Origin of the sequence: Dorea sp. AM58-8, from assembly GCF_003464045.1 — a bacterium.
GTDB lineage: Bacteria > Bacillota > Clostridia > Lachnospirales > Lachnospiraceae > Claveliimonas > Claveliimonas ammoniilytica.
The window spans coordinates 148,900-172,192 of the sequence record NZ_QSDM01000003.1 but is presented as its reverse complement, the minus strand read 5'-3'; the positions used below and the strand labels follow the sequence as shown (position 1 = coordinate 172,192).

Here is a 23,293-nt window from a genome sequence, read left to right as displayed (position 1 = left end):
ATCTTCTGGAGATGCTGAAAGAGAAACAATTCTTCAATGACGTGTTTTATAAATAGATATAGTGCCAAAGTATTTTGAATCAATACAATCTGGAAAAGTTAAGGAGGAGAAACCATGGCATACAGCGAATTAATCAAAAATTTTAATAAGATACGTGATTACATGCGGGATTTTTATGTCTATGGTTTCAAGAGCCGGGATGATTATACGAAAAAAAGTGCCAGGTCTTATGATGACGAAAAACGCCGGATAGAGAGCTGGCTTGGTGACTATATGAAATTCCATCAGACTGCTGATGGCAAGAATGTATTTTTGTCAATTGATAGCAGAGTAACCAGACACAATCCACTTTATAAGGCATGGAAGACAAAGAGTTTTACAGATGGAGATATTACCCTTCATTTTATTGTTATGGATATTCTTTCTGAGGGACAAGAACTATCGCTTGGGGATATCGCATATCAGGTGGACGAATATCTGGCTGTTTTTGGACATGCAAGAGTATTTGATGCTTCTACGATTAGAAAAAAACTCAACGAATATGTAAAAGAAGGAGTGCTGCTAACAAGAAAGAACGGTAAGACAATGTTATACCGTCGCGCAGAAGAACTTGAAATACCAAGTAGGGATGTTTTGGATTTCTTTTCAGAAACCGCACCATGTGGTGTGCTTGGATCTTTTTTGGAAGATAAAACAAATGATATCGCTGATCATTTTGTATTCAAACATCATTATATAACCAGTGCAATGGACAGCGAAGTTTTGTGCACGATACTGGAAGCAATTCATGAAAAAAGAAATATAACAGTTGAGATGATTAATCGTAAAAAAGATCGTATTACGGAAACGAATGTTGTTCCTCTTCGAGTGATGATCAGTGTACAGAATGGGAGGCAGTATATGATGGCCTATACTCCATATTTTAAACGAATAACAGCGTATCGTCTTGATAATATTGTTACTGTTAAAAATGGTGAGGTTGCAGATCGGTTTGATGAATTAAGAGATAAACTGAGTAAAATGCAGCAACATATGTGGGGAGTCGCTACAGACAGTCGATCAGGAAATCGAATAGAACATATTGAATTTACAGTTCAATATGATGATGAAGAACAGCATATACCAAGGCGATTGGAGAGGGAGAAACGAATTGGTCAGTTGGAGTATATGGATGAGCATACATGTCGATTTTCTGCTGATGTTTATGATGCAAGCGAATTGATTCCATGGATACGTACGTTTATCTGCCGAATCACAGATATTTCAATTTCTAATAAGGCGTTGGAAACACAGTTTAAAGAAGACTTGCAGGTGATGTATGAAATGTATGGATTGAAAGGAGAGGAATGATTATGCTGTTTCATGAAATTTACAGCACATATTTTCAAACTGTTGCAAAAATTTTGGCAGAAGCGGTAGAGCATTCGCTTACGACTGAAGAAATCAGTGCAATCATTCAGGATTATGCATTTGAAGAAAGTATATTGAATATTCCGAAGTCTTTGGGAATGGCACATTGGCAATTGTTGAAAGAAGATGGAACAACCATTCTCAGAAAGAATCCAACGATGCCACTCACAATTTTGCAGAAACGCTGGATTAATGCAATCGCATTAGATCCGAGAATACGTTTGTTTACGGATCAGCCAGTTGTATTTTCGGATGTTGAACCGTTATTTCTTCCGGAAGATATTTATGTCTTTGATAAGTATTCAGATGGTGATCCGTATGAGAATCCAGAATATATTCAGAACTTTCGGTTGATATTGGATGCGATCAAGCATCAATATCCGATACAAATCAGCATTACAAATCGTCATGGAAAACGAATAACAACCAGAACGATTCCTGAATATCTGGAATATTCCGAGAAAGATGATAAATTCCGGTTAATTGGAACAGGAAGCAAACTGGGAAATACGATCAATCTTGGAAGAATCACTTCTTGTGAAAAGTGTGAGAATCAACAAGGCGGAAAAGTTGGGAAAAGAAATCAGCCGCGACCACGTAAAGTGATATTTGAACTGATTGATGAGCGTAATGCGTTGGAACGTGTTCTGATGCACTTCGCACATTTAGAAAAACAAGTCGAGAAAATAGATGAGCGAAAGTATCAGGTTACGTTGTACTATGACAAAGAGGACGAAACAGAGATTTTAATTCGTGTTCTTTCGTTTGGACCAATGCTTCATGTTGTAAAGCCTGTGGCATTTATTAATTTAATAAAGGGCAGATTGTCAGATCAAAAAAGTTGTGGGCTGTAAAAGTTCGCAACTTTTTTTCCATGATAAAAAGAATCAGAAGAGATAAACTTGGATTATGAGAAAGGATGTGAATGATATGTTTGAAATAAAGGGAAAAGTTACAACAGCGATTTGCTATGCAAAGGTGATTGAAGATGAAGCAATCGAGCAGATTAGAAGAATGTGTGATTATGATCTGACAAGGGGAAGTAAGGTGCGGATTATGCCGGATGTCCATGCCGGAAAAGGTTGTACAATTGGGACGACCATGACAATCACAGATAAGATTTGTCCTAATATTGTAGGAGTCGATATAGGCTGTGGAATGTATACTGTAAAGCTGCAGGATCAGGTAATAGATTTTGAAAAAATAGATGAAGCATGTCATTATATCCCTTCGGGAATGAATGTATGGGAAGGAAGAATGGAGCGTTTTGATTTAACGCAGCTTAAGTGTTATCGATCTTTGAAAGATGCAAAGAGATTGGAAAGATCACTTGGAACACTGGGAGGAGGAAACCACTTTATCGAGGTTGATCGGGCAAAGAATGGTACATATTATCTGGTCATTCATTCAGGAAGCAGGAATTTAGGAAAACAGGTAGCTGAGATTTACCAACAGCTGGCGATTGATTTACATACGGGAAAAGAAGAGTATTTTAAAAAACGAGATGAGATTATTCGTACTTACAAAGAGCAGGGGAGAAGGGCAGAAATCCAGGAGGCATTGAAGCACTTAAAAAAGAATTATGAAATCCAGGAGTTGGATGCTCCAAACGATATCTGCTGGCTTTACGGGTCATTTATGGATGATTATCTGCATGATGTTGAAATTTGCCAACGCTTTGCAAGAAGGAGCAGAGAGCGCATGGCGGAAATTATTATTGAAAGAACCAAAATGACGCGAACAGAAGCTTTTCACACCATTCATAATTATATAGATGTCAATGAGATGATTCTTAGAAAGGGTGCCATTGCCGCACATGCCGGTGAAAAAGTATTGATTCCGATTAATATGAGAGATGGTTCTGTTCTTGCTGTTGGCAAAGGAAATGTGGAATGGAATAATTCAGCACCACATGGAGCTGGTAGAATCATGTCCAGAACAAAAGCAAAACAGTCCATTGATTTGGAGGAATACAAAGCATCCATGCAAGGTATTTATTCTACCTCGGTGAATGCGGATACATTAGATGAGGCACCAATGGCATATAAATCGCTTGCGGATATCATTGATGTGATCAGAGATTCTGTAGAGATTATCGATATTATGAAACCAGTATATAATTTCAAAGCTTCTGATAGTGAGGTGCCTTGGAAAAAGAGAGGTGACACAAATGAGAGAAAAGATACAGGAGCAGCTTCGTAGAATTGAAGAAGCGGAAAATATAAAAATACTTTTAGCTGTTGAATCGGGAAGTCGAGCATGGGGATTTGCCTCTCCGGACAGTGACTATGATGTGCGATTTGTTTATATCAGAAGGCCAGAGGATTATCTGAGACTGGATGCAGTTCGAGATGTGATTGAACTGCCAATCGATGATGTTTTGGATATTAACGGATGGGATTTGCAAAAGACATTAAGATTATTGCATAAGTCAAATCCAACATTATTTGAGTGGTTTTCTTCACCAATTGTTTATCAGACAACAGAATTTGCCGACAAGTTTCGTGAGTTGATGATGCATTATTTTTCATCAAAGAAGACGTTGTATCATTATATTAGTATGGCAGAAGGAAATTATCGGGAATATCTGCAAGGTGAGATCGTCAGAGCAAAAAAATATTTCTATGTCTTACGTCCGGTACTGGCGTGCCGATGGATCTTGGACCGAGGTACGCCTCCGCCTATGTTGTTTTCGGAGTTGATAAAAGAAGAACTGCCGATAGAATTAATCAATCCAGTAAATCAATTGCTGGAATTAAAGATGAACTCATCCGAAGTAAAATTAATTAAAAGAATTACGGAAATAAATGAATATCTTGATACAAGTATTCCGAGTATCAAAAGTGCAGTGAGATTACTGGATGATAGTCATACACCAGATTGGAATGAGTTGAATCAATTGTTTTTGCGAGAACTAATGAAGTAGACGTAGTTTATAAAATGAAAGGAGTAGCATAGTCTCAAAATATCAGCAAAGAAAAAACGATTTTAGTTTTCACAAGATCAATTCTACGGTAAAAACATACAGTCTAGACAGCTGTTTTTAACTCTCTTATCTGAATACATATAAATATATAGGCTTAAATGGTGAATGTGCCCATTTGGGACTATTATTGTAGTGCGCCTTGTGCAACTGTCCATAAGTACATGAATACTGAGCTTCAGTTATTTTCAATTACAAGGAAACGCAAGCCAGACTATGAATATGGCGCTCTTCACAAAGTATTTGAAAATAAGCTCCGTCAGGATTTTAAGGCAGAATCCATAAACCAGAAATGGTGCACTGATTTTACCTATTTATTTTTAACGGATGGTAGCAAGCGTTATGACTGTACAATCATTGATCCGCATGATAGAAGTGTTATTGCCAGCATTACCGATAAACACATAACAGCAGAGAATGTGAAGTGATAACAGATTTTATCTGAGAATTGTAGAAAAATTAAAAATTGAGTAGTGACTTTTATGTAAAAATGCAGATGACCATGGTTTTTTGAAGGTTATCTGCATTTTTTGTGTCTCGACTCATTGCAATCAAGCCAGTTCTCGGTCGATAGGACATTAATTATATGTTTTGTAAGGGAAGGTATTAGTGACATGGATATAACTTTTGGCTACGGCTAATCCAAGTACCCCTCTAGCTACTTCAAAACTGTAGCCAAGTTTGTTTTGGAGAAACTCCATACATTGTGCAGATGTTCTTTGCATGGGTGTGCCGTCTATCTCCATGAAATGGTGTATAAATTCGTTCACACTAAACAACCTCCTTTCTGTAAGATGACTATATCATAAGATGAAACAGAAGTCAACAGAATACTAATAACTAGTTATAATGAATTTTATTGTTTACATTACGGTTAGATTGCTGTATAATGGTTTTAAGATTGAAAACGCATTATAGTATTTAAATTAGTGTGGTTCTTAGAAAAGGATTTTATTTAAACATGGAAAATTATACATTTGTTCTTACACCAGCTAACCGCAAAGTAACTCCTAATTATTGTAAATTAGAAGAAAAGTACCATATTTTTACTATTGCAGCACAAAACTGTAATAACGGTATTACGTTTTCGCGTTCAGGGAAAAAGATAACAATTCAGAAAATAGAGTCAAATCAAATTGAATTAATTCTATCTTCTGATTCCATATTACCTTCTCCTACCAGGAGTTTATCTGCTTTTAGTCGAGAATTAATTAGGCTTAATGAAGAAAGTCATTGCTTATCGGACGCTATTTACAACCATACTTTATTTCAAACTCAGTTAATAAATATGAAAAAAGATATAAATTCTACAAAGGAAATTACCGAAGCGGAATTAATAGTTGCTATTACAAATCTTCTATTTAAACCATCAAACTATAATTCTATTCACAGAAGTAATACTATCAATAAGCTAAAAGAATTGATGCTTCCATTTATTCGACAATAATGAGCTTTACTAAAGCGCATTCGGATGTTAGTTTGCTATAGAATGATTGAGGAGAAGCAGGTTTTATTATTAAAGAAGGAGGTGCGAGTTTATGACACGACCAGAAAAAGAATTTGGAGAACGAAGTAATGATGATATTATTCGTGAGATTTTGAGAGAATATGCAAGTAGAGAAGACCCAATAGGAAAAAAAGAGATTATCAAACATGTAATAGAGATGGGATATGTAGATGAAGAAAATGAACCTAAAATAAAGCGCGACGCAATTGATGGTTTTGCATATAGAATGGGTGCAAGAGTCTATGAAACGGAAGAAGAATGCGACGAAATTATAAGAGAATGTCAAGTGACTGAGCGAGAAATTATATTTATTAAAAAAGGTCAGGAAGGAAGGACAATCGGATACTGGATGATGGAAACACTATCTGAGACTGAATGGATGTTTCTGATGGATTCAGTACTTAATAGCAAAATTTTAACTAAGAAAGAGGCAGATAATCTTGCAAATAGGATTACATTTCTGGTTGGCAAGAGATTTTCTGATTTGACGAATTATCGTCAACGTATGGGAAATCAGCCGTATTTTGTTGGAGATGATGATATAGATGAAAAAGTCGGTTATATAGAAAGTCGCGTCTTACAGCAAGTCCGGTTAATCAGACAGGCGATTAAGCAGGGGAAAAAGATAAAATTTAATCTGTGCGTGTATGATTATGGAAACCAGAAGGTAAGGCTGGTACCATATGGAAGACATGGAAAAGTGCTGCCAGAGACACCGGAGAAGTATAAAGAGGATGTACATAGGATTTGTTCACCATTTGACATTATATTTTCTAATGGACGCTACTATATGTTGGGAGCTGATCTAGAAACGGAAAGACGTACAGACTTGAAATATAAGCTGTATCGAATTGATTTGATGACAGACGTTACAATTAATCGAGCGAAAGCTATTACAAAAGAGGAGGTTGGACTTTTAGAATTAAATGATTTATTTGAATATAGAATGGAAAATCCGTATATGTTCACAGGTAAGGTCGAGAGAGTAAGAATACGTATAGATGCAGATCAATTCACACAGGTTGTGGATTGGTTTTCAGATCGCTTTAAGGTTGTAGGATATGATGCGGACGAACGTAAGTATTATGACATTGAGCTAAAGGTAAACCTTAACAGCTTCACTTTCTGGGTGTTACAGTATTCTGGTTGCGTAGAAGTGCTTGATACAGAAAAGAAGGGTGATAAGTCTTATAGGAATCATATAAAAGAGATGCTAAGGAAGGCATTTGAAAAGTACGAGGAGGATTAGTAAATGAAGATAATGACATGGAATGTGGATTGGTTCAGAAATGGCAAACATTCAGGTAAACATGATGGAGCGTATTTAGAGACAGATATTCAAGACGATGTAAAACAGCAGATAGAAAAAAAAGTACAGGATTTTTTGCAAAAAGATGATTCAATTGTATTTTTGCAAGAGATACCAGATTTCAGGAAATGCTCTATGATTACTGGAGAGGGATTTAAGCCAATATGCAATATGAAAGATGCAAATATGCATACCGTGGCTATTTCAAAAGATAAATGGAAAGATAAAACATCTGATTTTTTTAACAAATCACGTGACTATACAAATCGGATAATAGTCGTAGAAAAAAATGACGTTATACTTGTTGGTGTACATATTCCGGATTTACATAGACAAGAAAAAAATTCAGATAAAGAAGATGTGACAAAACTATGGAATAGACTAATTGATTTTTGTGAAAAACATAATCCAGTTGCTATATGTGGAGATTTTAATACTGACAGTAAATATGACAAAGATGGGAAAGAGATAGAACAGTTTAGGAAACTTCAAGAGCTGATGAAGTTAGGATATTGTGAACCAGACGGAGATGCAAAGTCGAAACCAACTTTTAAGGACTTATCTCATATTGATTATATTTTAGTTAGAAATGATTTAAAAGATAGAGTCAAGAGTTATAAAATATTTGAAGAAGGAAAGGGATTATCAGATCATGAACCATTGATTATTGATATAGATATTTAAAGAGAGCCAGACGGCTCTCTTTTTTTCTGAAAACAGGAAGTTATGCAGGTTTATACACAATCAAATCATGTATAAATATAACATAGCGGACGGAAATCACCTAATTCAAGAGGTTGCTATCAAAGAGGAGAATTTGCCCTCCTTTTTCTCCTCCGCTGAAAGCTTATAAGTAGAATATAATAGAATCAAGATCAAGAAAGAGAGGATAACGAAATGGTAGTTTTTGACAATTGGAAATTCAGAGAGATATTGAAAAGCATAGTCGAGAAAAACGAACTTAATGGAGATAAAGATAGAGGAAGAAAAAACGGAGGATAAGAGAATGGATAAAGTAAGTGAATTTCAGAAACAGCAGATTATGGATATTTATGAAGCGTTAAAAAAATATGTGAGTGAGATGGATATAGAAAATGAAGATGCATACTACAGAATCAGAGCTGTGATAGAAAGAAAGAAACTGGTTCTTCCGGAGACAATATTTAATGCGATATTGCAGTTTATGGACAATGTCGTTGAGGAATATGTGTTTGAAGCGGAATATCCAGCTTTTACCGAAGAAGAAGCAGAATATGAGAATGGTGTGATGAACATAAAAACAGATGCAGCGTTTAATAAGCTGATGAGTCAGTTCTTAGAAAGACTTCAGGAGCTGGATGAAAAAATAGACCATTTTGCTGTAAACGAATTAAAAGCTTATCTTTTAGGATGATTTTTTCGAAAGAATCGATTTGTGCGGATTTAAAAGCTAATCAATATTGTAAAATCTCAACATAAAAGGCAGAAAGAGCTATTGGAGATGCATTCCTGACATCAGATAACGAAGCTTTGATCCGCCAGATATAGGAAAGTAGTAAATCAGAAACAATAAGGAGACAAGATGGGATTTAAACATTACAAATTTCAACCAAATGAGTATGTGCTTGTGATGAAGAATGGGAGAGTTATAAAGCAGGGAGTTGGATTATCATTTTTTTGTAACACGCTTAACACAGGAATGTCAGTGGTTCCTACAGTGTCATTTGACACATTCTTTGCTTTTGATGATGTGCTGACATCTGATTTTCAGGGAATCAATATACAGGGAGATATTTCCTATATTATTCGTGATTACGAAAAAGTGGCCGGAATGATTGATTTTTCGTACACAGGTGAAGCAGGATATGAAGAGAAAAAGTCGAAGCAAAGCAGGTGATGGGAAAGCGAATAACAAATCTGGCAAAGACATCTGCTTCTAAATTTGTAAACGCAAGAGATGTGAAGACGGTAATTCAGGCTCAAGAAGAATTAGCGGCATTTCTATCTGAAGAAATGACATCTAACGAAGCTATTAAAGAGTTAGGATTGGATGTAGTAACAGTATCAATTTTGGCTGTTTCTCCTTCATTGGAAACAAAAAGAGCCTTGGAATCGGCCACAAGAGAACAGATTCTTCAACAACAGGATGATGCGATTTATAAGAGAAGAAATGCAGCAATCGAGCAGGAACGAATTATTAAGGAAAATGAGCTGAATACAGAAATAAAGGTTGCGGAGAAAGAGCATGAAAGTAATATGCTAAAGCAAAAAAATGCATTGGAAGAAGTTGAACTTGAAAGTAAGGTTACAAAGGAGAAAGCGGACATCAGGGCATACGCCAATGAAGTCATGCTTAAAGCGATGGAATCAGTGGATAAGGATGTTCTTCTTTCCATTCTTTTATCCGGTATGGACAGCAAAACACTGATCGCAAAGGCGTTTAACAGTCTTGCAGAAAACACGGATAAAATCGGAAATCTGAATATCTCGCCCGATCTGCTGGAGACGTTGACATCTGTAGGTGTTACGACACGAAATTAAACACATAATCCTTGCGGTTTCAAACAGGAAACCGCAAGGTAATGGAGGAAGGGAAATGGATAGAAATGCAAACAAGATTGTACTTGTGACGCAGAAGAGCCGCCTTCAAGAGCTCTTGTACAAGTATAATACAAAAGCTCAGGCAAAGTTTTATATAGAGCATATGGGAGCAGACTTTTCCGATTATATATTGGAAGATGAGACGTATCAAAAGGCTCTTGCTGATGTGAAACAAATTGCTGATAAGTATGCAAAGCTTACAGTAGTTGACCGGGAATTTCTTCCCAATATGTTATTTGGAAAAGACGATATCGTTATTGCTGTCGGACGAGATGGTCTGGTATGCAATACAATGAAGTATTTGAGTGGACAAAAGTTAATCGGAGTTAATCCGGATCCTGCAAGATGGGATGGGGTGCTTCTTCCATTTGAAGAGGGAGAATTGGAGAAAATTATTCCTCAAACGATAATGGGTGACTGTGATGTGAGAAATGTTACCATGGCAAAAGCTGTAACCAATGATGGACAGGAAATGCTTGCTGTAAATGATTTCTTTATCGGTCCAAAATCTCATACATCGGCACGATATGACTTAACCACACGCCATACTTTGAGAGGAATCGTAACAGAATCCCAGTCTTCATCTGGTATTATAGTCTCTACAGGAATCGGACAGACCGGATGGTACAAGTCGGTGATGGCGCAGGCAAAGGCCGCATGTGGATTGTTTGGTTATGCTGGTAGTGATGATTATGAAAAAATTGGATGGGATGAGAAAAAGCTAAGTTTTGTTGTTAGAGAGCCATTTCCTTCAAATACAACAGAGGCCACTGTTGTATTCGGAACGATTAGTAAAGGAGATCCGTTTCGAGTATTATCTAAAATGTCTGAAAAAGGAGTGATCTTCTCTGATGGAATGGAGGAAGACGCAATTGAGTTTAATTCTGGAGTAGAAGTAAGTATTGGAATGTCGAAAACGGAAGGATGTCTGGTGATGTGATGGCAGACCGATCCTTAATCCAATATATGCAAGATGATGCATATGCATTATTAATTCAGTGTTTTATCAGAAATAGCGAGAGGAGTGGATATATATTGAATTCAGAAGTATATGATGCAACAAGTGATATTTTAGTTAAAGATTTGGTTTTTATAGCCATAAATAAGGAAAATGGGTTAACAATAGAGGTTCCTTTTTGTTGTTTGTATCCCTATGAAGGCGAAGTTGTGGATATTTGTCTGGAAAGGAGTGCATATCGTCGAGACGACAGCAAGAATTTACCTGTGGGGGTTCATGATGATAGATTCGTCTGGAGATTAAAGAGACCGGAAGAAAATTCCCCGGACATAAAACCAATCAAATTCATTTCAGCCTATCATACCAAGGAGTACTGCTTGGTGATAGAAACGACAGCAGACAGGAAAGAGTATGATTTTCATAGAGTACTTGAATATTACCCTGAGTGCAGTTTTGATAGTTTTACGATTAAAGAATATTCTATTATATTTGAACATGGACCAGAGATTAGTTATTTGGATTTTCATAAGTATATCCAGTATAAGTTTATCCAATTGATGGGATGATTGAATATGTTAGAAGGTGTTGAAAAAAACTATAAAGCAAAAAATAGAGGTACAAGATTTTTATAACTTGTTTATGTCTTGAGCGAAGCGAAAGGAATGATAAAAAATATGAATAAAAGAGATTACAAAAGTACTAATGATTATAAGAAGAGTATAGAAATTTTTAAAAATTTTGTGAGAGATATCTTAGATGGAGATATTGAGAAGTTAAGAGATTTTGATTTTACAGATTTAACAACATATGTTGGCGATATTATCGATCCAGATATGTATCTTATCACACAAGCTATATACATTATTCTTTGGGGCGATTTGTATGATTTGACTTTTGAAAAAATGGGTGTGTGGAATTGGAACAACGAACATGCTTTTAGAGGTGATACCATGAATTCTTTCGGTTCTTTATTCGGCAAAGAAGATAGAAAAAAGGATAGGAGTTTCGCCTTTCGAGCAAAGTTTTACCATGCAGAGGAAAATCCGCATCTATGGACAAAGATAAGAAAGTTCTCAAAATCTTATCATTGTATAGGAAATTTTATTCTAATTCCTAATAGAGGAGCTCTGAGAAACGGTATTAACGGAGCAAGAGCCGGATATTACAACAGAGAAGAATGCGAAGGAATGCGGGATTATTTTGATTGGTTCTTAATATCAATTGCAAAATACCAACAGAAAGTAGAGAGAGGAGATATTCACTTAAGTGGATTTGAGATGCAACTTCAGATGAATCCAGAATATAACCCAGCGTTTTTGCCTATTAAAGAATGGGAAGAACAGTTTTTTTTGAAACCGTATTTTAAAAATGGCGAACCAGTGTTACTGTTCAAAACACCATTAGAAGAAAGATTAAAAGTAACAGATCCTAATGGAACGGATCCGGAAATTTCATATTATGAAGCAGATGAATACCTTGAACTTTTAGAAGACTTTCTAGATAAATCAGAGGAGGTTATAAAATATAGAACAAATAAAATTATTGAGGCTTTAAAGAAAAAGTTGTAAAAAGAACCTTTGGAAAGCAAAATTACATTATGAGGGGGGAAATAACCATGATATATGCAGCTTATGCAGGAACAGGAAAGAGCTACTTTTGTCAAGAGCATCCGGAAACAATAGATTTGATCTGTATGCCTTTTAAATACACGAATCTTCCAGAAATATATGGGAGCATGGAATCCGACAGAAAAGGGGAACAGGTAAAAGCCAATCAGGAGCTGATCCTTAGAAGTCACTGGGTGTTGTATTATTATTGGGCGATAAAATATTTACTTTATGATTGTCCGGAAATACCTATTGTAATACCGACTATCGATTTGATATTGAATTTTTTAGAAGCAGATCAAATACCTTATACGCTTATATATCCGGAAAAAATTTAAAGGATGAGTATGAAAAGAGATATAGAAATCGCGGAAATACGGAAGGATTTCTGGACATATTTATTGGTCAATGGGAATTTAGAATAGAGGAATTGGAACAGAAAAACAGTCCTTTGGCAAAGCATATAGTACTTCAGGAAGGGCAGTATCTGTCAGATGTGATAAATTGTGTAAGTGGATGTGATGTGTACAAGGCGAAACAGATTGAGAAATTCAGGCAAAAATTGTACCAGTTGCAAAATAATACATTGAAAGGCATTACAGTTAAAGAGGAAAATTTGGATTCTCTGGATGATGAAGAGATTAGTGCGGTTTTTTGTTTGAAGCCTATCTGTGAGGATGATATTGTTACGGATTTTGTCTGGATTTCTTTGAAAAGACAATTATGTAAATTATTAAAACAATATAAGCATGATGATTTTCATACAATCCCAGAATTGCTATTTTTAAAATTAAGTTATACAGAGTCTGGTATCAGATGTATAGAGACAACAAGATAAGTTCCTGCTTTATTTTGGAGAAAATGACTACAATACAATGATAATATTTCCGAAAGAATCGATTTGTGCGGATTTATAAACTAATTAATATAATACAATCTCAACATAAAAGGAAGAAGGGGAACTGATTATGGAGCGTGAAAGAAAACAGGAAAAAATTTTGGTTGAAAACTTTATAGAACAACACAAGAAAAGAAAAAGTATCAAGATCATGTCAGAAGTCACCTCATATTTAAAACTGCATAACCTATGTTTTGAAACAGAGCAGATAGAAGGTATACCGAGAATAACGATGGTTTTTAAGAATTGTGACAGATGCCCTGATTATATCACAGAGGGGTGTATCTGGTTTTACGAGGATTTTATGGAAGTAAGAGTTTATTACTCGAAATTGGGTGCGGAGATCTGCCAAAAGTCGAAATACCTGCCTGAATTATACAGATTGATGAATTATATAAATGCCAGATTATGGGTAGGTGCTTCAGATGGTATGGATGGAGCATTATATCAATCTCAATATTTAATATCGCCAAGATTCTATATTACCGAAGATGAAATGCAAGATATTACAGCTACAATGCTTATTCCATATACGCATTTTGAGATGGATGTGTTGGAGCTAGAAGATTTTATTACAGCAGCGCTTCCTAGCTTATTGAATAGTTTAAGTGTGCCGGTATTTCTTTTGCTTGAAGGCAGGATAACCGTAGAAGAAGCTATAGATATGGTGGGATTAGAAATTCTAAGAGAAAAGAGGTAGGCGTGAAATATATTAAGAATAAAAATATACAGATAACTTTTACAATTAAGGAAGATTTGTATTTCCGATTCAAGACATTTTGTAAGGGAGAAAAGAAAAATCCTGCAACTGTTTTGAAAGAATTTATAAAAAAATATGTAGAGGAAAGAGAGGAAATGAATGATGGATGAAGTAGTTATGAAAAGAGGAGCTGTATATTACTTAAAAACTGAATACTATCAGAAAATGAAGCACAGACTCTGATACTGGAGATAGATGATCTGCATGCTGAGATTATTGACAGCAGTTCAATTTTAAAAGACGTTTCTGTTTTTAATTTTAGTTGGATTGGTGGCAGAGGAAGGTGAAAAGAATTGGAGCGAAAATTTAGTTCGGATTTAGAAATACCAAAATATCTCAAACGGAAAGAAAATGATATATCTAAAGCTAATAAGAAGTCAAAACACAAGCATCGATATGAAGAAGGTCTAATTAGATATAAATGGAATTGGGAAGAAAACAAAATTCATACATCACTTAACAGATATTGTACTATTTGTGGGAAGATCAATGATAAAATGAAAAATTCTATTGTAATAGATTATATGAAAAAAGTAGATACACCAGTGGGAAAACGTTATATACAGATTTCAGAAGATATATTATATGACACATATCATGGAAGATTACCAGTATTTTTTGTAGAAGACATATGTAAAGAGAAATGTGTAAATTTAGGATAAGTGTGGGATTATTTATGAATACAGGAAGAGAAATTGAAACAAAAAGATTAAAATTATTACCAGGAGTCAATAAACGGGACTCCAAACCATTTTTGAAAATGCTACGAGAAGATGGTAATTTTCAAGAATTTTGCGGAGTAGAATTTTCGGAGAGAAACCTATCTAAGTTTGCAACGTATTTTGAAAGGACTGGGCATGAAGAATGTATCTATTCCATTTTCCCAAAAGATTCTATAGAAGAATTTATCGGTTACGTAGGATTTCATCGTGAGCTGAATGGAGATTACGAAATAGAATTCTATATAGCTAAAAAATATAGGAGAAAAGGATATTGCGAAGAGGCTTGTAAAGCAGTGATAAAACAAGTATTTGAAGAAGGAGTGTCGACAGATCATAATCAGATCACGGTAGATAGATTGTATGCAACGACACTTATAGAGAATATACCTGCAATAGAATTGTTGAATAAGTTAGGTTTTCACAGAGATGATCCAAAAGATGGTCTGATTTTAGTAATGCAGGGATTTGTGGATGAAGATAAGGAAATTTACATATGTCCTGTTATTAAGATGATCTATGAAAAGGAATCAATGTGTACATAACATGAATAGCGTTAAAGGAGATAAAGAAAACATAGGGGTAAAAATGTATGAAATGTGGAAAATGTAAGTTTAAAATCAATATTGGTAACACAGAAGAAACAGGGGCTGCATTTTGCTCAAGAGTATCTTCGTATTTTCCTATTAATTGTAAAGACGACTGCCATTTTTTACCAAGGAAAAAAGAACTGTATTGCAAAGATTGCTCAAGATTGGGGCGTGATACTGCCTGTATGACAGCAAGAGAAAATGATAAGGTATATTACAATGGCCAGCGATGTGGAGGATTTATCGACAAAAAAGAAGATGAATTCACAGAGATTTTACAGTTTTGGGATAATTCGTTGAATCTGATTTAAGCTATATTAAAAATGATGGAGAAATAATTATGGATACAAATGAAGTAGTTGCTATATCAAATAAACCCGGAGAAGTAATGCTGAAAGGCTTTAATTATATAAAAGATAGGTTCCCTAATGATTTTGAGGTCTGCTTGATTGTTGAAAAGGATGGTCATCTTAGTGCTGGTTGCTGGGACGCAGGGTTATGGAGTACTGATCACGGGAAAATACCTGGAAGTTTCAGACAAAGTCGAGGAGGCGTTTTAGAATTTGATAGTGTGTTGGCATGGTTACCGATAGAGAAAACTGAGATAGATATAAAAGAATTATGGTGGAATCCTGAATATCGTCTCATATCTATTATTTATGACAGTATTATGGTATTTGCAAAGGATGCAGATGACTATTTAACAATGGAGTATTATGGTGGAGACAAAGGAAAAATCATTTTTTACATGGATGTACAAACTGGCAATATTTTAGAAAGCGATAAAAATGGAAAAGACGAAATATATTATCTCCAATCAACGTTGAGAGCCTGGTACAGCGATATGAGAGAAAAACTGTTGGAAGGCTATCAAAATGGTAGATTCACAATTTTGCCGGAATGGGATGAGTAGGGATAAAAAAGAAGAAAAGCAAAGTGTAAAAAGGTGGTCGAGATGATAAAAGAGATTATAGAAAGAAATCGTGAAGAGGTTGATGAAATCAAAAAGATATATAATGATTTCTATGAATCTGCAAAAGAAGATGCGGAAGGAAGAAGATTGTTTAAAAGCTTGTATCAAAAGGCAAATGATTACATCGAATGCAAAAGAAGGTGGGAATGTTTATCAGATATTGAGGCATGCAAAATAAATGGTGAAAGAAGCGGATTACATGAAATTCTTATCCAGGCATTTCAAGAGATGCTTGAATATACAGAAAAACAGGGGAAGAAGCATTCGAAAAATACATTTGACTGGAATAGAAATAATATTGCAGCTTTTGCAGATGAGTTGGTTTCCAGAAAGGAAGATCTTGGGGAGCGTATACATATTATTGAAGCACTCCAGTGGGCACAAAATCATTCTGAACAGATCATAGAAGTTATTGAGGGAGCAGAGGATTATTATGATGCGAGAGCGAAAGTAATGGAAACATTTGGTTTTGACCGTATTCAGGCCCAAAGTGTAACAGAGATGAGAGTTAGAACGTTCTGTGAAATAGAAAAAGAGAAACTATCCGGAGAGTTACAGAAATTTAGGGGGAAAATGGAATTGTTTCAAGAATGAAAGAAGGTTGAATTAGATGAAATATTATATCAGTGATTTGCATTTGTTTCATGAAAATGCAATTAAATTTGATCATCGTCCATTTGAATCTGTACAGGAAATGCATGAAGTGGTCCTGAAAAATTGGAATGATCGAGTGACGAATGGTGATTTTGTATATTTATTAGGTGATATGAGTTTGCGAGGAAAAAACGAAGATCTGATTGCTTTTGTGGCGCGTCTAAAAGGAAGAAAGGTGCTGATTAGAGGCAACCATGATGATGTGTCTGATTACAGGTATCAACAGCTATTTACAGAAATTTGTGATTATAAAGAAATTTATGATTCAGTTGGAAAAGAAAAATATGGATTGGTATTATCTCATTATCCGTTTTTTTCTTGGAAAAACATGGGACGTGGAAAAATTTTGCTGTATGGACATACACATGAAAGTGAAGAAGACCGGTTTTATCAAAACTGTCTGAGACAGATGCAGGAGAATGATTGTAGACACGTATATGACAAAAAGTTATGGGCATGTAATGTGGGATGTATGCTTCCCTATATGAATTATACACCGCGAACTTTAGCGGAAATTCTGGCAGGAGTAGAAGCGGAAACTTAGGGCAATGATGTACAATAGTTTTAATACTAAACGTTATATAAGAAACAGAAAAGGTTTTATCTTAAAAGCATAAGTAGAAAGTATTTGGCAGCTAATCGGATTTACTTCTTTGGGAGTTTGTTGTCGTGGGTTCGACTCCCACCAGAACTTTAAAAGTTCTGTAGCTCAGTTGGTAGAGCACAGATTTAATCCGATAATATCGCCAAAAGGATGCCGACAGCTATTGTTACTTACTTCAAATTAGGTGTATTTGAGTGGCAAGATCAGTTGGCGTTGATTAAAGTATAGTAGTAGAAAGAGGTGCGGCATGAAAGAAATATACAAAGACTATTTGTTTGAAAAGCATATTCTTGTCAGTGATGAAGAGACAGAAGAAAAGCATGTTTTTGAAACCTTGTTTGCAATGGCACATTTCTTTGGCGTAAAAATTACAAAGGGCAGGGAGCTTGTGCATTGCGGGATGGTAAAAGAACTTTCAAAGAGATTGGGTGAAAATGTTCCTGAACCATTTTATAGAGGATTTCCGCAGAGTGTCCGAGATCTTTCTACGGAAGAACTATTGTTTGATCAGCTTATACATTATTTTAATACATACGGGCTTGGAAATTTTGATAAGCCGGGGCATTCTATGTTTAAAAAAGATTTTGAACGTGCGGCTTTTCAGGAAGAGACAGAAGTACAGGAATTTGTGATACAAACGGAAGAAGAAGCAGAAGAAACGGTACGAGTGATTGTGAAAGATTTATTGTCAGGTTCGCGACCACTGAGCGAGAGGCAGTACAAGCTTGTGCTTACATTTATTCGTGACCATCTTGAAAATATTCCGGATATTGTATCAAAGAACACCTGTGTAAGACTTTTAATTGACACGAAAAATCTTTCACTGGCAGACAGTTTGAATCTGTCAGATGTTATGAAAATAGTAGATGAATTAAACTATCGGTATTATCACAATGATAATCCGAAAAAACTGAATTTAAAAAATCAGGATAGAAAATTCTTAACGACACTATTGGACAGAATGTTTCGAGGTGATAGGTGCGATATTTGTACATGTTATGAAAAGAAGCAGCTATGGAATGGGTTCTTACATCATATTCATTATCAGCCGAAAAGCGAAAAGGCGGAAATATTTGTGCATGCAATGAGAACGAAAGGTAATGAGTCTGTATACAGTGAGTTTGAACAACTGATGAAGGAGAATAGATATCGGGAAGCGGCAGAGTTGTTACAGAAAAAGAAAGGAACGTCTGCATTGCTTCGCAATATAGATTACATTCTCAGCCGTATGGATCGAGAAGATGAGCAAACATTCCTTTCGGAATTCCCAGAGGATTGCAGTACATTGATTTTGCTGCAATTATTGTTTAGATATGAAGGAGTGCAGAGAAAGGACGGACGTATTTTCAAGTTTACACAGCATAATCTCATGAAGGTTCATTATGAAACACCAGAGGAGAGTAAGAAATGTCAAAGCAGGCTTACGGAAGAGCAGGTAAAAGAAGTTGGGAAAATGATTCGTTCAAAACTTTCTGAGAAACTTAGAAATCGACTTGGAAAGGTATATATTGAACCTTCCATGAAAAATTATACACTTCCATTAGCAGAAAATACTTCGCAAGGAGGATTGGGTGTTCTTTCTAAAGGAAGCAGGATTCCAATAGACGAGGGAAAAAAGCTAAGGGCATTTACCTATTGGGAGAAGGTGAACGATATTGATCTTTCGGTGTTTGCACTTACAGAAGATGGTAATCGGAGGGAATTTTCCTGGAGAACGATGTCGAGACACCAGTCAGGAGCAATTACCTATTCTGGTGATCAAACAAGCGGTTATCTGGGAGGTTCTGAATACTTTGATATCAATCTTCCGGAATTCAAGGCACGGTATTCTGAATATCGATACTTGATTTTTTGTGATAACGTTTATTCTGGGAAAAACTTTAATGAATGCTTTTGTAAGGCGGGGTATATGCTGAGAGATTGGGATGATAGTGGACAAGTATATGAACCTAAGACAGTAAAATCGGCATATCTTGTGAATTGTGAGAGTACCTTTGCGTATCTGTTTGGAATTGATCTTTTCACGAATGAATTTGTCTGGCTTAATGTAGCAAAAAATAGTAAATCAAGGGTGGCTGGAGATACAAATCTCTTATTCTTGACAGATTATTTTCATCTTACAGATGTTATGAATATGTATGATTTCTTTTTTATGATGGCAGAAAAAATTGTTGAAGATCCTATGGAAGCAGATGTGGTGGTAACAGATCACGAAGTTAAATGTACTGAAGAAGCCCAGATAATAAGAGAATATGATTTCGAAAAAATCCGGATGTTAATGGAAGATGTAAAATAATTGCGGAGGACGAGTATGAAATTTGAAGATAGAATACAGTTAAAATTATCAGATTTGACAGAAGAATTATTTGAGAAAATTGTTGCCTATGGGTTTTGTGCGCCATCTGGAATGTGTGGACCAGGGTGCGTGATTATGATCGCTGAAGATGGTAGATCTTATCAATTTTACGGACCTGAGTTAAATAATCTTAACTATTATAGAGAATGGGCTTCTTTATTTCCAGTGTTAAATCAGTGCGATACAAGCCGGTGGAAGTTAGCAGAAAATGTGTCATGTACAAAGTTATTTGTGCGAAATGATATTTATGATTTGTTCATGGAAAATCTTCCAACTCCGGAGAAGACGATTTATTATCGCTGGGAGGACTCTTGCATAAAAGCTACGTTACTTTTACATGCCAGGACAGAGGATGAAATAGAAAAAATCAACCGGAGATATGAAGTGCGCACACCTCTTTTTGAAAAAGATGATTTGGTGGAGTTTTATTTCGATAACGGAAAGAAAAAGACAAAATGCAAAGGAGTTATTGTAGGAACAGATATTTACAGGTTACATGGGAAAATTGAAACAATTGAATATGACATTTTGACGGAGGATTATGAAAACTATAGAAAAAAGTGTTTATATAAGCATATTGATGAGAATTATATAAAAGACACACCGGGAAAATTATTGATTCTTTCTGGATTTTCAGGAGTTGGAAAAGGGACTGTTATACAACAATTATTAACAGAATATCCTGAAAAGTATGTCGTATCTGTATCAGCTACAACAAGAAAGCCAAGGAAAGGTGAAGTGGATGGAAAATCTTATTATTTTAAGAAGCGAGAAGAATTTGAAGATTTGATAAACAAGAATGAATTTCTTGAATTTGCTGAGTATGCCGGAGAATATTATGGAACACTTAAAAAGGATGTTTACAAGAATTATTTTAAGGGGAAAAATGTAATAATTGAGATTGATTCGCAGGGAGCGAGACAGATTAGAGAAAAACAAAATATTCAGTCGGTATTTTTGATTCCACCATCATTTGAAGAATTATTACATCGATTAAAAAATAGAGGTACTGAGAGCAAAGAATCCATTCACAGAAGGTTAAAGCAGGCATTAGATGAAATAGAACATATTGAAGAATATGGAGTTCTCCTTGTAAATGATAGTGTAGAAGGTACGGCTTTTGTGATCGATGCTCTTTTTCATCCGGGTTTAAAAAATGCCAGTGGAATGAATGAACGAGAGCTGAAGATAGCAAGAGAGATTCGGGAAGGGATTATAAAATATTTGTCTGACGAGGAAGGCAAATAATTAAAAGAGGATAGCTTTAGGGAAGTAAAACGTGAAGAATTTGAGAATTGATAAAGAGATATATTTGCGACTTTTCCAGGTTCGGTAGAACAGGAATTGTGTATGGAGGAAGTAAGATGTTTGAGATAGTTCCATCTCAATGGATGAAAAAATGTTTTGAAGAAATTGATTTTGCATTTACAGATTTTCAGAAGGCTACCTTAATCTGGAATGCACCAGGCAGACTCAGGCAGGAAATTTTAGATGCCTTGGAGGAGCTGTCGGAAGACACGAGAGATGAAACTCTAAGAAGACAAATTAACGAACGGCTGAATTATGAAAAAAAGACATTTGAAACATTTATCCATAATCAGTCCGGAAAATATGTCTATGTTGTCGAAGATCTGGAATATGAAAATGGTGGATTTTTCTCTGATTATAATAGAGCTTTAAAATATGCAAAAAAATATATGCAGATATATGAATTGAAATGTCGGATAAGTAAGCAGTTGATTGTAGATACAGATGCAGACGAAATTGTACGCAATCCGTGGCGAGGGAATCCAAATCTGGGTTTTGAGACGGAAGAATACTGCGCATATGACGGTACTGCGGTAGCATCCGTCACTTTAAATATAAGTGGAGAAATAGAACGATTCAGCTCTTACGAGCTTCCTGAAGAAGAAAAAATTGTAGATAGCTATCAAGTGGAACGATTCGAATATCATTTCATAAAAATGCCTTGTCCATTACAAGCTGGTACACCGGTAAAAGATATAAGGGATGGTTCCTATTATGTTCTGGTAGAGGGAGAAGCGGATTGGAATCGATATCTGGAGCGTATAGAAGAAAAAAATTGGTATGTTGATTTTTCAGATATACAGACGATTTGTTATAAACTAACAGAATCAGGAATCTGGTCACATGAGCATATTAATCCGTTGTATCTCGAAGTAGAATTTCCAACATGTATAGAAGATGATCCCAAAAGACGGGTTTTGAGATCCGCAATGGAAGCGTTGGGAGATTATTTGAGTCATAAAAGCAATGGAAAAGAATTTTGCCCAGATCTGGTTCTGAAATATGCCAGAAAATATGCTGAAGTATGTCGGAAAAAAAGCTTATCAGAAAATATGCTGGAAGAAGCTAAAAAGCCAGAAGATATTATGTTGTAGACGTCGGGATAAAAAGAAAATTTATCGAATATGGAGACTGTATATTATGAGTCGAAGCTATAAACATACACCAGTTTATAAAGGGGGTAAAGATCGATTTGCTAAAAAGCTGGCAAATAGAAGAATTCGTCGAAGATCAAAATTGAACCCTAATGATGGTCAGAGTGGAAAATCAAACCATTATCGAAAAGAAAATGAATCATGGGATATATGCGATTACCGTTATTGGGGAGAGCCTATCTGGAGAAAAGAATCTTGTCTTAATCTTAGAGATTATTCGGAACTGTGGCAAAAATGTTATAGGAGAAAATAAGAAAATGCATTATGTCGTTAGTGATATTCATAATGATTATCAAAAGTTTTGTGAATTATTAAAGGTGATTAAATTTTCCAAAGAGGACAAGCTGTTTATCTTAGGAGATTTGTTTGACCGTTCTGATTACAATCCAAATCCAGTAGATTTATATTTTAAAGTAATGGAACTGGGAGACAATTGTTCTATGATCAGAGGTAATCATGACGAATGGCTGGCGGCATACATTTTAAAATTTTATCAAATGCCGGAGTGGAAAAGAAGAAAAACAGAACCATATCAGTACAATACATTTCGATGTCTTACTCGAAGGTTGGTAGAGGTGGATGTTCAGAATCTTGCAAGACAAATTTTAACTTGGCCACTTCAGCTGAGCGTTCAGGTGAATAATGAAAAATATCTGCTTGCGCATGCGATGACATCAAAGCCTGAATGCACAGAGAATAAGTATTATTATTTAATGGGAAATGAGATGAACCCAGAGTATTTCTGTAATGGAGTAGAAGGTTATATTTCAATATGTGGTCATAGAAACACTGTGAATCATAAAATCTGGAAAAATGAAAAAGGGAATCTTATTATGTGTGACTGTGGATGTGGATTTATAGATGGAAAATTAGGATGTCTATGCTTGGAAACAAAAGAAGAGTTTTATGTATGAAGTAAAGGA

The 23,293-nt window shown here is 35.4% G+C and carries 29 protein-coding genes and 1 pseudogene; 29 read left to right on the top strand and 1 reads right to left on the bottom strand.

Annotated elements, in window-relative coordinates:
- Nucleotides 1–114: 114 nt before the first annotated feature.
- The 5 genes and pseudogenes from DXA18_RS04100 to DXA18_RS04080 form a co-directional block, all read left to right on the top strand.
- Nucleotides 115–1,350 (top strand): WYL domain-containing protein, encoded by a 1,236-nt coding sequence (locus DXA18_RS04100; protein ID WP_118382798.1) that lies wholly within the window; start codon nt 115–117, stop codon nt 1,348–1,350.
- A gap of 2 nt (nt 1,351–1,352) precedes the next feature.
- Entirely contained in the window at nt 1,353–2,264 is a 912-nt protein-coding gene (locus DXA18_RS04095) for a WYL domain-containing protein (RefSeq protein ID WP_243007021.1), read from the top strand.
- 76 nt (nt 2,265–2,340) lie between these two features.
- Nucleotides 2,341–3,612, top strand: a complete 1,272-nt coding sequence (locus DXA18_RS04090; RefSeq protein ID WP_118382837.1) for an RtcB family protein — start codon at nt 2,341–2,343, stop codon at nt 3,610–3,612.
- Entirely contained in the window at nt 3,581–4,336 is a 756-nt protein-coding gene (locus DXA18_RS04085; RefSeq protein WP_118382796.1) for a nucleotidyltransferase domain-containing protein, read from the top strand. Before DXA18_RS04090 ends, DXA18_RS04085 begins: the two co-directional genes overlap by 32 nt.
- A gap of 206 nt (nt 4,337–4,542) precedes the next feature.
- A pseudogene (locus tag DXA18_RS04080) lies at nt 4,543–4,818 on the top strand (IS3-like element ISRgn1 family transposase); the annotation flags it as partial.
- A 153-nt stretch (nt 4,819–4,971) separates the two neighbouring features.
- Here the strand turns inward: DXA18_RS04080 and DXA18_RS04075 are convergent.
- Nucleotides 4,972–5,163 carry a hypothetical protein gene (locus DXA18_RS04075; RefSeq protein ID WP_118382795.1) on the bottom strand — a complete coding sequence of 64 codons (192 nt, stop codon included), beginning with the start codon at nt 5,161–5,163 and terminating at the stop codon, nt 4,972–4,974.
- Between the two features lie 191 nt (nt 5,164–5,354).
- On the opposite strand from DXA18_RS04075, the gene DXA18_RS04070 reads away from it, so the two are divergent.
- The 24 genes from DXA18_RS04070 to DXA18_RS03965 all read left to right on the top strand — a co-directional run bounded on the left by DXA18_RS04070 (nt 5,355) and on the right by DXA18_RS03965 (nt 23,284).
- A complete protein-coding gene (locus DXA18_RS04070; protein ID WP_118382794.1) occupies nt 5,355–5,840 on the top strand; it encodes a hypothetical protein in 486 nt (161 codons plus the stop codon).
- A 91-nt stretch (nt 5,841–5,931) separates the two neighbouring features.
- The gene (locus DXA18_RS04065; protein ID WP_118382793.1) at nt 5,932–7,149 is read left to right on the top strand and encodes a helix-turn-helix transcriptional regulator; all 1,218 of its coding nucleotides are present in this window, start codon (nt 5,932–5,934) and stop codon (nt 7,147–7,149) included.
- 3 nt (nt 7,150–7,152) lie between these two features.
- On the top strand, nt 7,153–7,893 hold the full coding sequence (locus tag DXA18_RS04060) for an endonuclease/exonuclease/phosphatase family protein (protein ID WP_118382792.1): 741 nt from the start codon (nt 7,153–7,155) through the stop codon (nt 7,891–7,893).
- Nucleotides 7,894–8,215: 322 nt separating this feature from the next.
- Nucleotides 8,216–8,602: a hypothetical protein gene (locus tag DXA18_RS04055; RefSeq protein ID WP_147345569.1), complete on the top strand. Its 387-nt coding sequence runs from the start codon at nt 8,216–8,218 to the stop codon at nt 8,600–8,602.
- Between the two features lie 168 nt (nt 8,603–8,770).
- A complete protein-coding gene (locus DXA18_RS04050; protein ID WP_118382790.1) occupies nt 8,771–9,085 on the top strand; it encodes a hypothetical protein in 315 nt (104 codons plus the stop codon).
- Nucleotides 9,085–9,729, top strand: a complete 645-nt coding sequence (locus DXA18_RS04045; RefSeq protein WP_118382789.1) for a hypothetical protein — start codon at nt 9,085–9,087, stop codon at nt 9,727–9,729. The genes DXA18_RS04050 and DXA18_RS04045 overlap by 1 nt, the downstream gene beginning before the upstream one ends.
- 55 nt (nt 9,730–9,784) lie before the next feature.
- Nucleotides 9,785–10,729, top strand: a complete 945-nt coding sequence (locus DXA18_RS04040; protein ID WP_118382788.1) for a sugar kinase — start codon at nt 9,785–9,787, stop codon at nt 10,727–10,729.
- Nucleotides 10,726–11,313, top strand: a complete 588-nt coding sequence (locus tag DXA18_RS04035) for a hypothetical protein (RefSeq protein WP_147345568.1) — start codon at nt 10,726–10,728, stop codon at nt 11,311–11,313. Before DXA18_RS04040 ends, DXA18_RS04035 begins: the two co-directional genes overlap by 4 nt.
- A gap of 108 nt (nt 11,314–11,421) precedes the next feature.
- Nucleotides 11,422–12,315: a hypothetical protein gene (locus DXA18_RS04030; protein WP_118382786.1), complete on the top strand. Its 894-nt coding sequence runs from the start codon at nt 11,422–11,424 to the stop codon at nt 12,313–12,315.
- A 47-nt stretch (nt 12,316–12,362) separates the two neighbouring features.
- A complete protein-coding gene (locus DXA18_RS04025) occupies nt 12,363–12,692 on the top strand; it encodes a hypothetical protein (protein WP_118382785.1) in 330 nt (109 codons plus the stop codon).
- A 113-nt stretch (nt 12,693–12,805) separates the two neighbouring features.
- Nucleotides 12,806–13,192: a hypothetical protein gene (locus DXA18_RS04020; protein WP_147345567.1), complete on the top strand. Its 387-nt coding sequence runs from the start codon at nt 12,806–12,808 to the stop codon at nt 13,190–13,192.
- A gap of 130 nt (nt 13,193–13,322) precedes the next feature.
- Entirely contained in the window at nt 13,323–13,952 is a 630-nt protein-coding gene (locus DXA18_RS04015) for a hypothetical protein (RefSeq protein ID WP_118382783.1), read from the top strand.
- A 2-nt stretch (nt 13,953–13,954) separates the two neighbouring features.
- The gene (locus tag DXA18_RS15610) at nt 13,955–14,122 is read left to right on the top strand and encodes a hypothetical protein (protein WP_158567087.1); all 168 of its coding nucleotides are present in this window, start codon (nt 13,955–13,957) and stop codon (nt 14,120–14,122) included.
- 183 nt (nt 14,123–14,305) lie between these two features.
- Nucleotides 14,306–14,674 carry a hypothetical protein gene (locus tag DXA18_RS04010; RefSeq protein ID WP_118382782.1) on the top strand — a complete coding sequence of 123 codons (369 nt, stop codon included), beginning with the start codon at nt 14,306–14,308 and terminating at the stop codon, nt 14,672–14,674.
- 14 nt (nt 14,675–14,688) lie between these two features.
- Nucleotides 14,689–15,276, top strand: a complete 588-nt coding sequence (locus DXA18_RS04005; RefSeq protein ID WP_158567086.1) for a GNAT family N-acetyltransferase — start codon at nt 14,689–14,691, stop codon at nt 15,274–15,276.
- 47 nt (nt 15,277–15,323) lie between these two features.
- On the top strand, nt 15,324–15,632 hold the full coding sequence (locus tag DXA18_RS04000) for a hypothetical protein (protein WP_118382780.1): 309 nt from the start codon (nt 15,324–15,326) through the stop codon (nt 15,630–15,632).
- Nucleotides 15,633–15,661: 29 nt separating this feature from the next.
- Nucleotides 15,662–16,234 (top strand): hypothetical protein, encoded by a 573-nt coding sequence (locus DXA18_RS03995; RefSeq protein ID WP_118382779.1) that lies wholly within the window; start codon nt 15,662–15,664, stop codon nt 16,232–16,234.
- A gap of 42 nt (nt 16,235–16,276) precedes the next feature.
- The gene (locus tag DXA18_RS03990) at nt 16,277–16,888 is read left to right on the top strand and encodes a DNA gyrase subunit A (protein WP_118382778.1); all 612 of its coding nucleotides are present in this window, start codon (nt 16,277–16,279) and stop codon (nt 16,886–16,888) included.
- Nucleotides 16,889–16,904: 16 nt separating this feature from the next.
- Entirely contained in the window at nt 16,905–17,492 is a 588-nt protein-coding gene (locus tag DXA18_RS03985; RefSeq protein WP_118382777.1) for a metallophosphoesterase, read from the top strand.
- 307 nt (nt 17,493–17,799) lie between these two features.
- A complete protein-coding gene (locus tag DXA18_RS03980; protein WP_118382776.1) occupies nt 17,800–19,848 on the top strand; it encodes a TerD family protein in 2,049 nt (682 codons plus the stop codon).
- 15 nt (nt 19,849–19,863) lie between these two features.
- A complete protein-coding gene (gmk, locus tag DXA18_RS03975) occupies nt 19,864–21,156 on the top strand; it encodes a guanylate kinase (protein WP_199665537.1) in 1,293 nt (430 codons plus the stop codon).
- 116 nt (nt 21,157–21,272) lie between these two features.
- Nucleotides 21,273–22,310, top strand: a complete 1,038-nt coding sequence (locus DXA18_RS03970) for a hypothetical protein (protein WP_118382775.1) — start codon at nt 21,273–21,275, stop codon at nt 22,308–22,310.
- Between the two features lie 46 nt (nt 22,311–22,356).
- Nucleotides 22,357–22,623: a hypothetical protein gene (locus DXA18_RS15605; RefSeq protein WP_158567085.1), complete on the top strand. Its 267-nt coding sequence runs from the start codon at nt 22,357–22,359 to the stop codon at nt 22,621–22,623.
- A 4-nt stretch (nt 22,624–22,627) separates the two neighbouring features.
- Nucleotides 22,628–23,284, top strand: coding sequence for a metallophosphoesterase (locus DXA18_RS03965; protein WP_158567084.1), 657 nt, complete (start codon nt 22,628–22,630; stop codon nt 23,282–23,284).
- Nucleotides 23,285–23,293 lie beyond the last annotated feature (9 nt).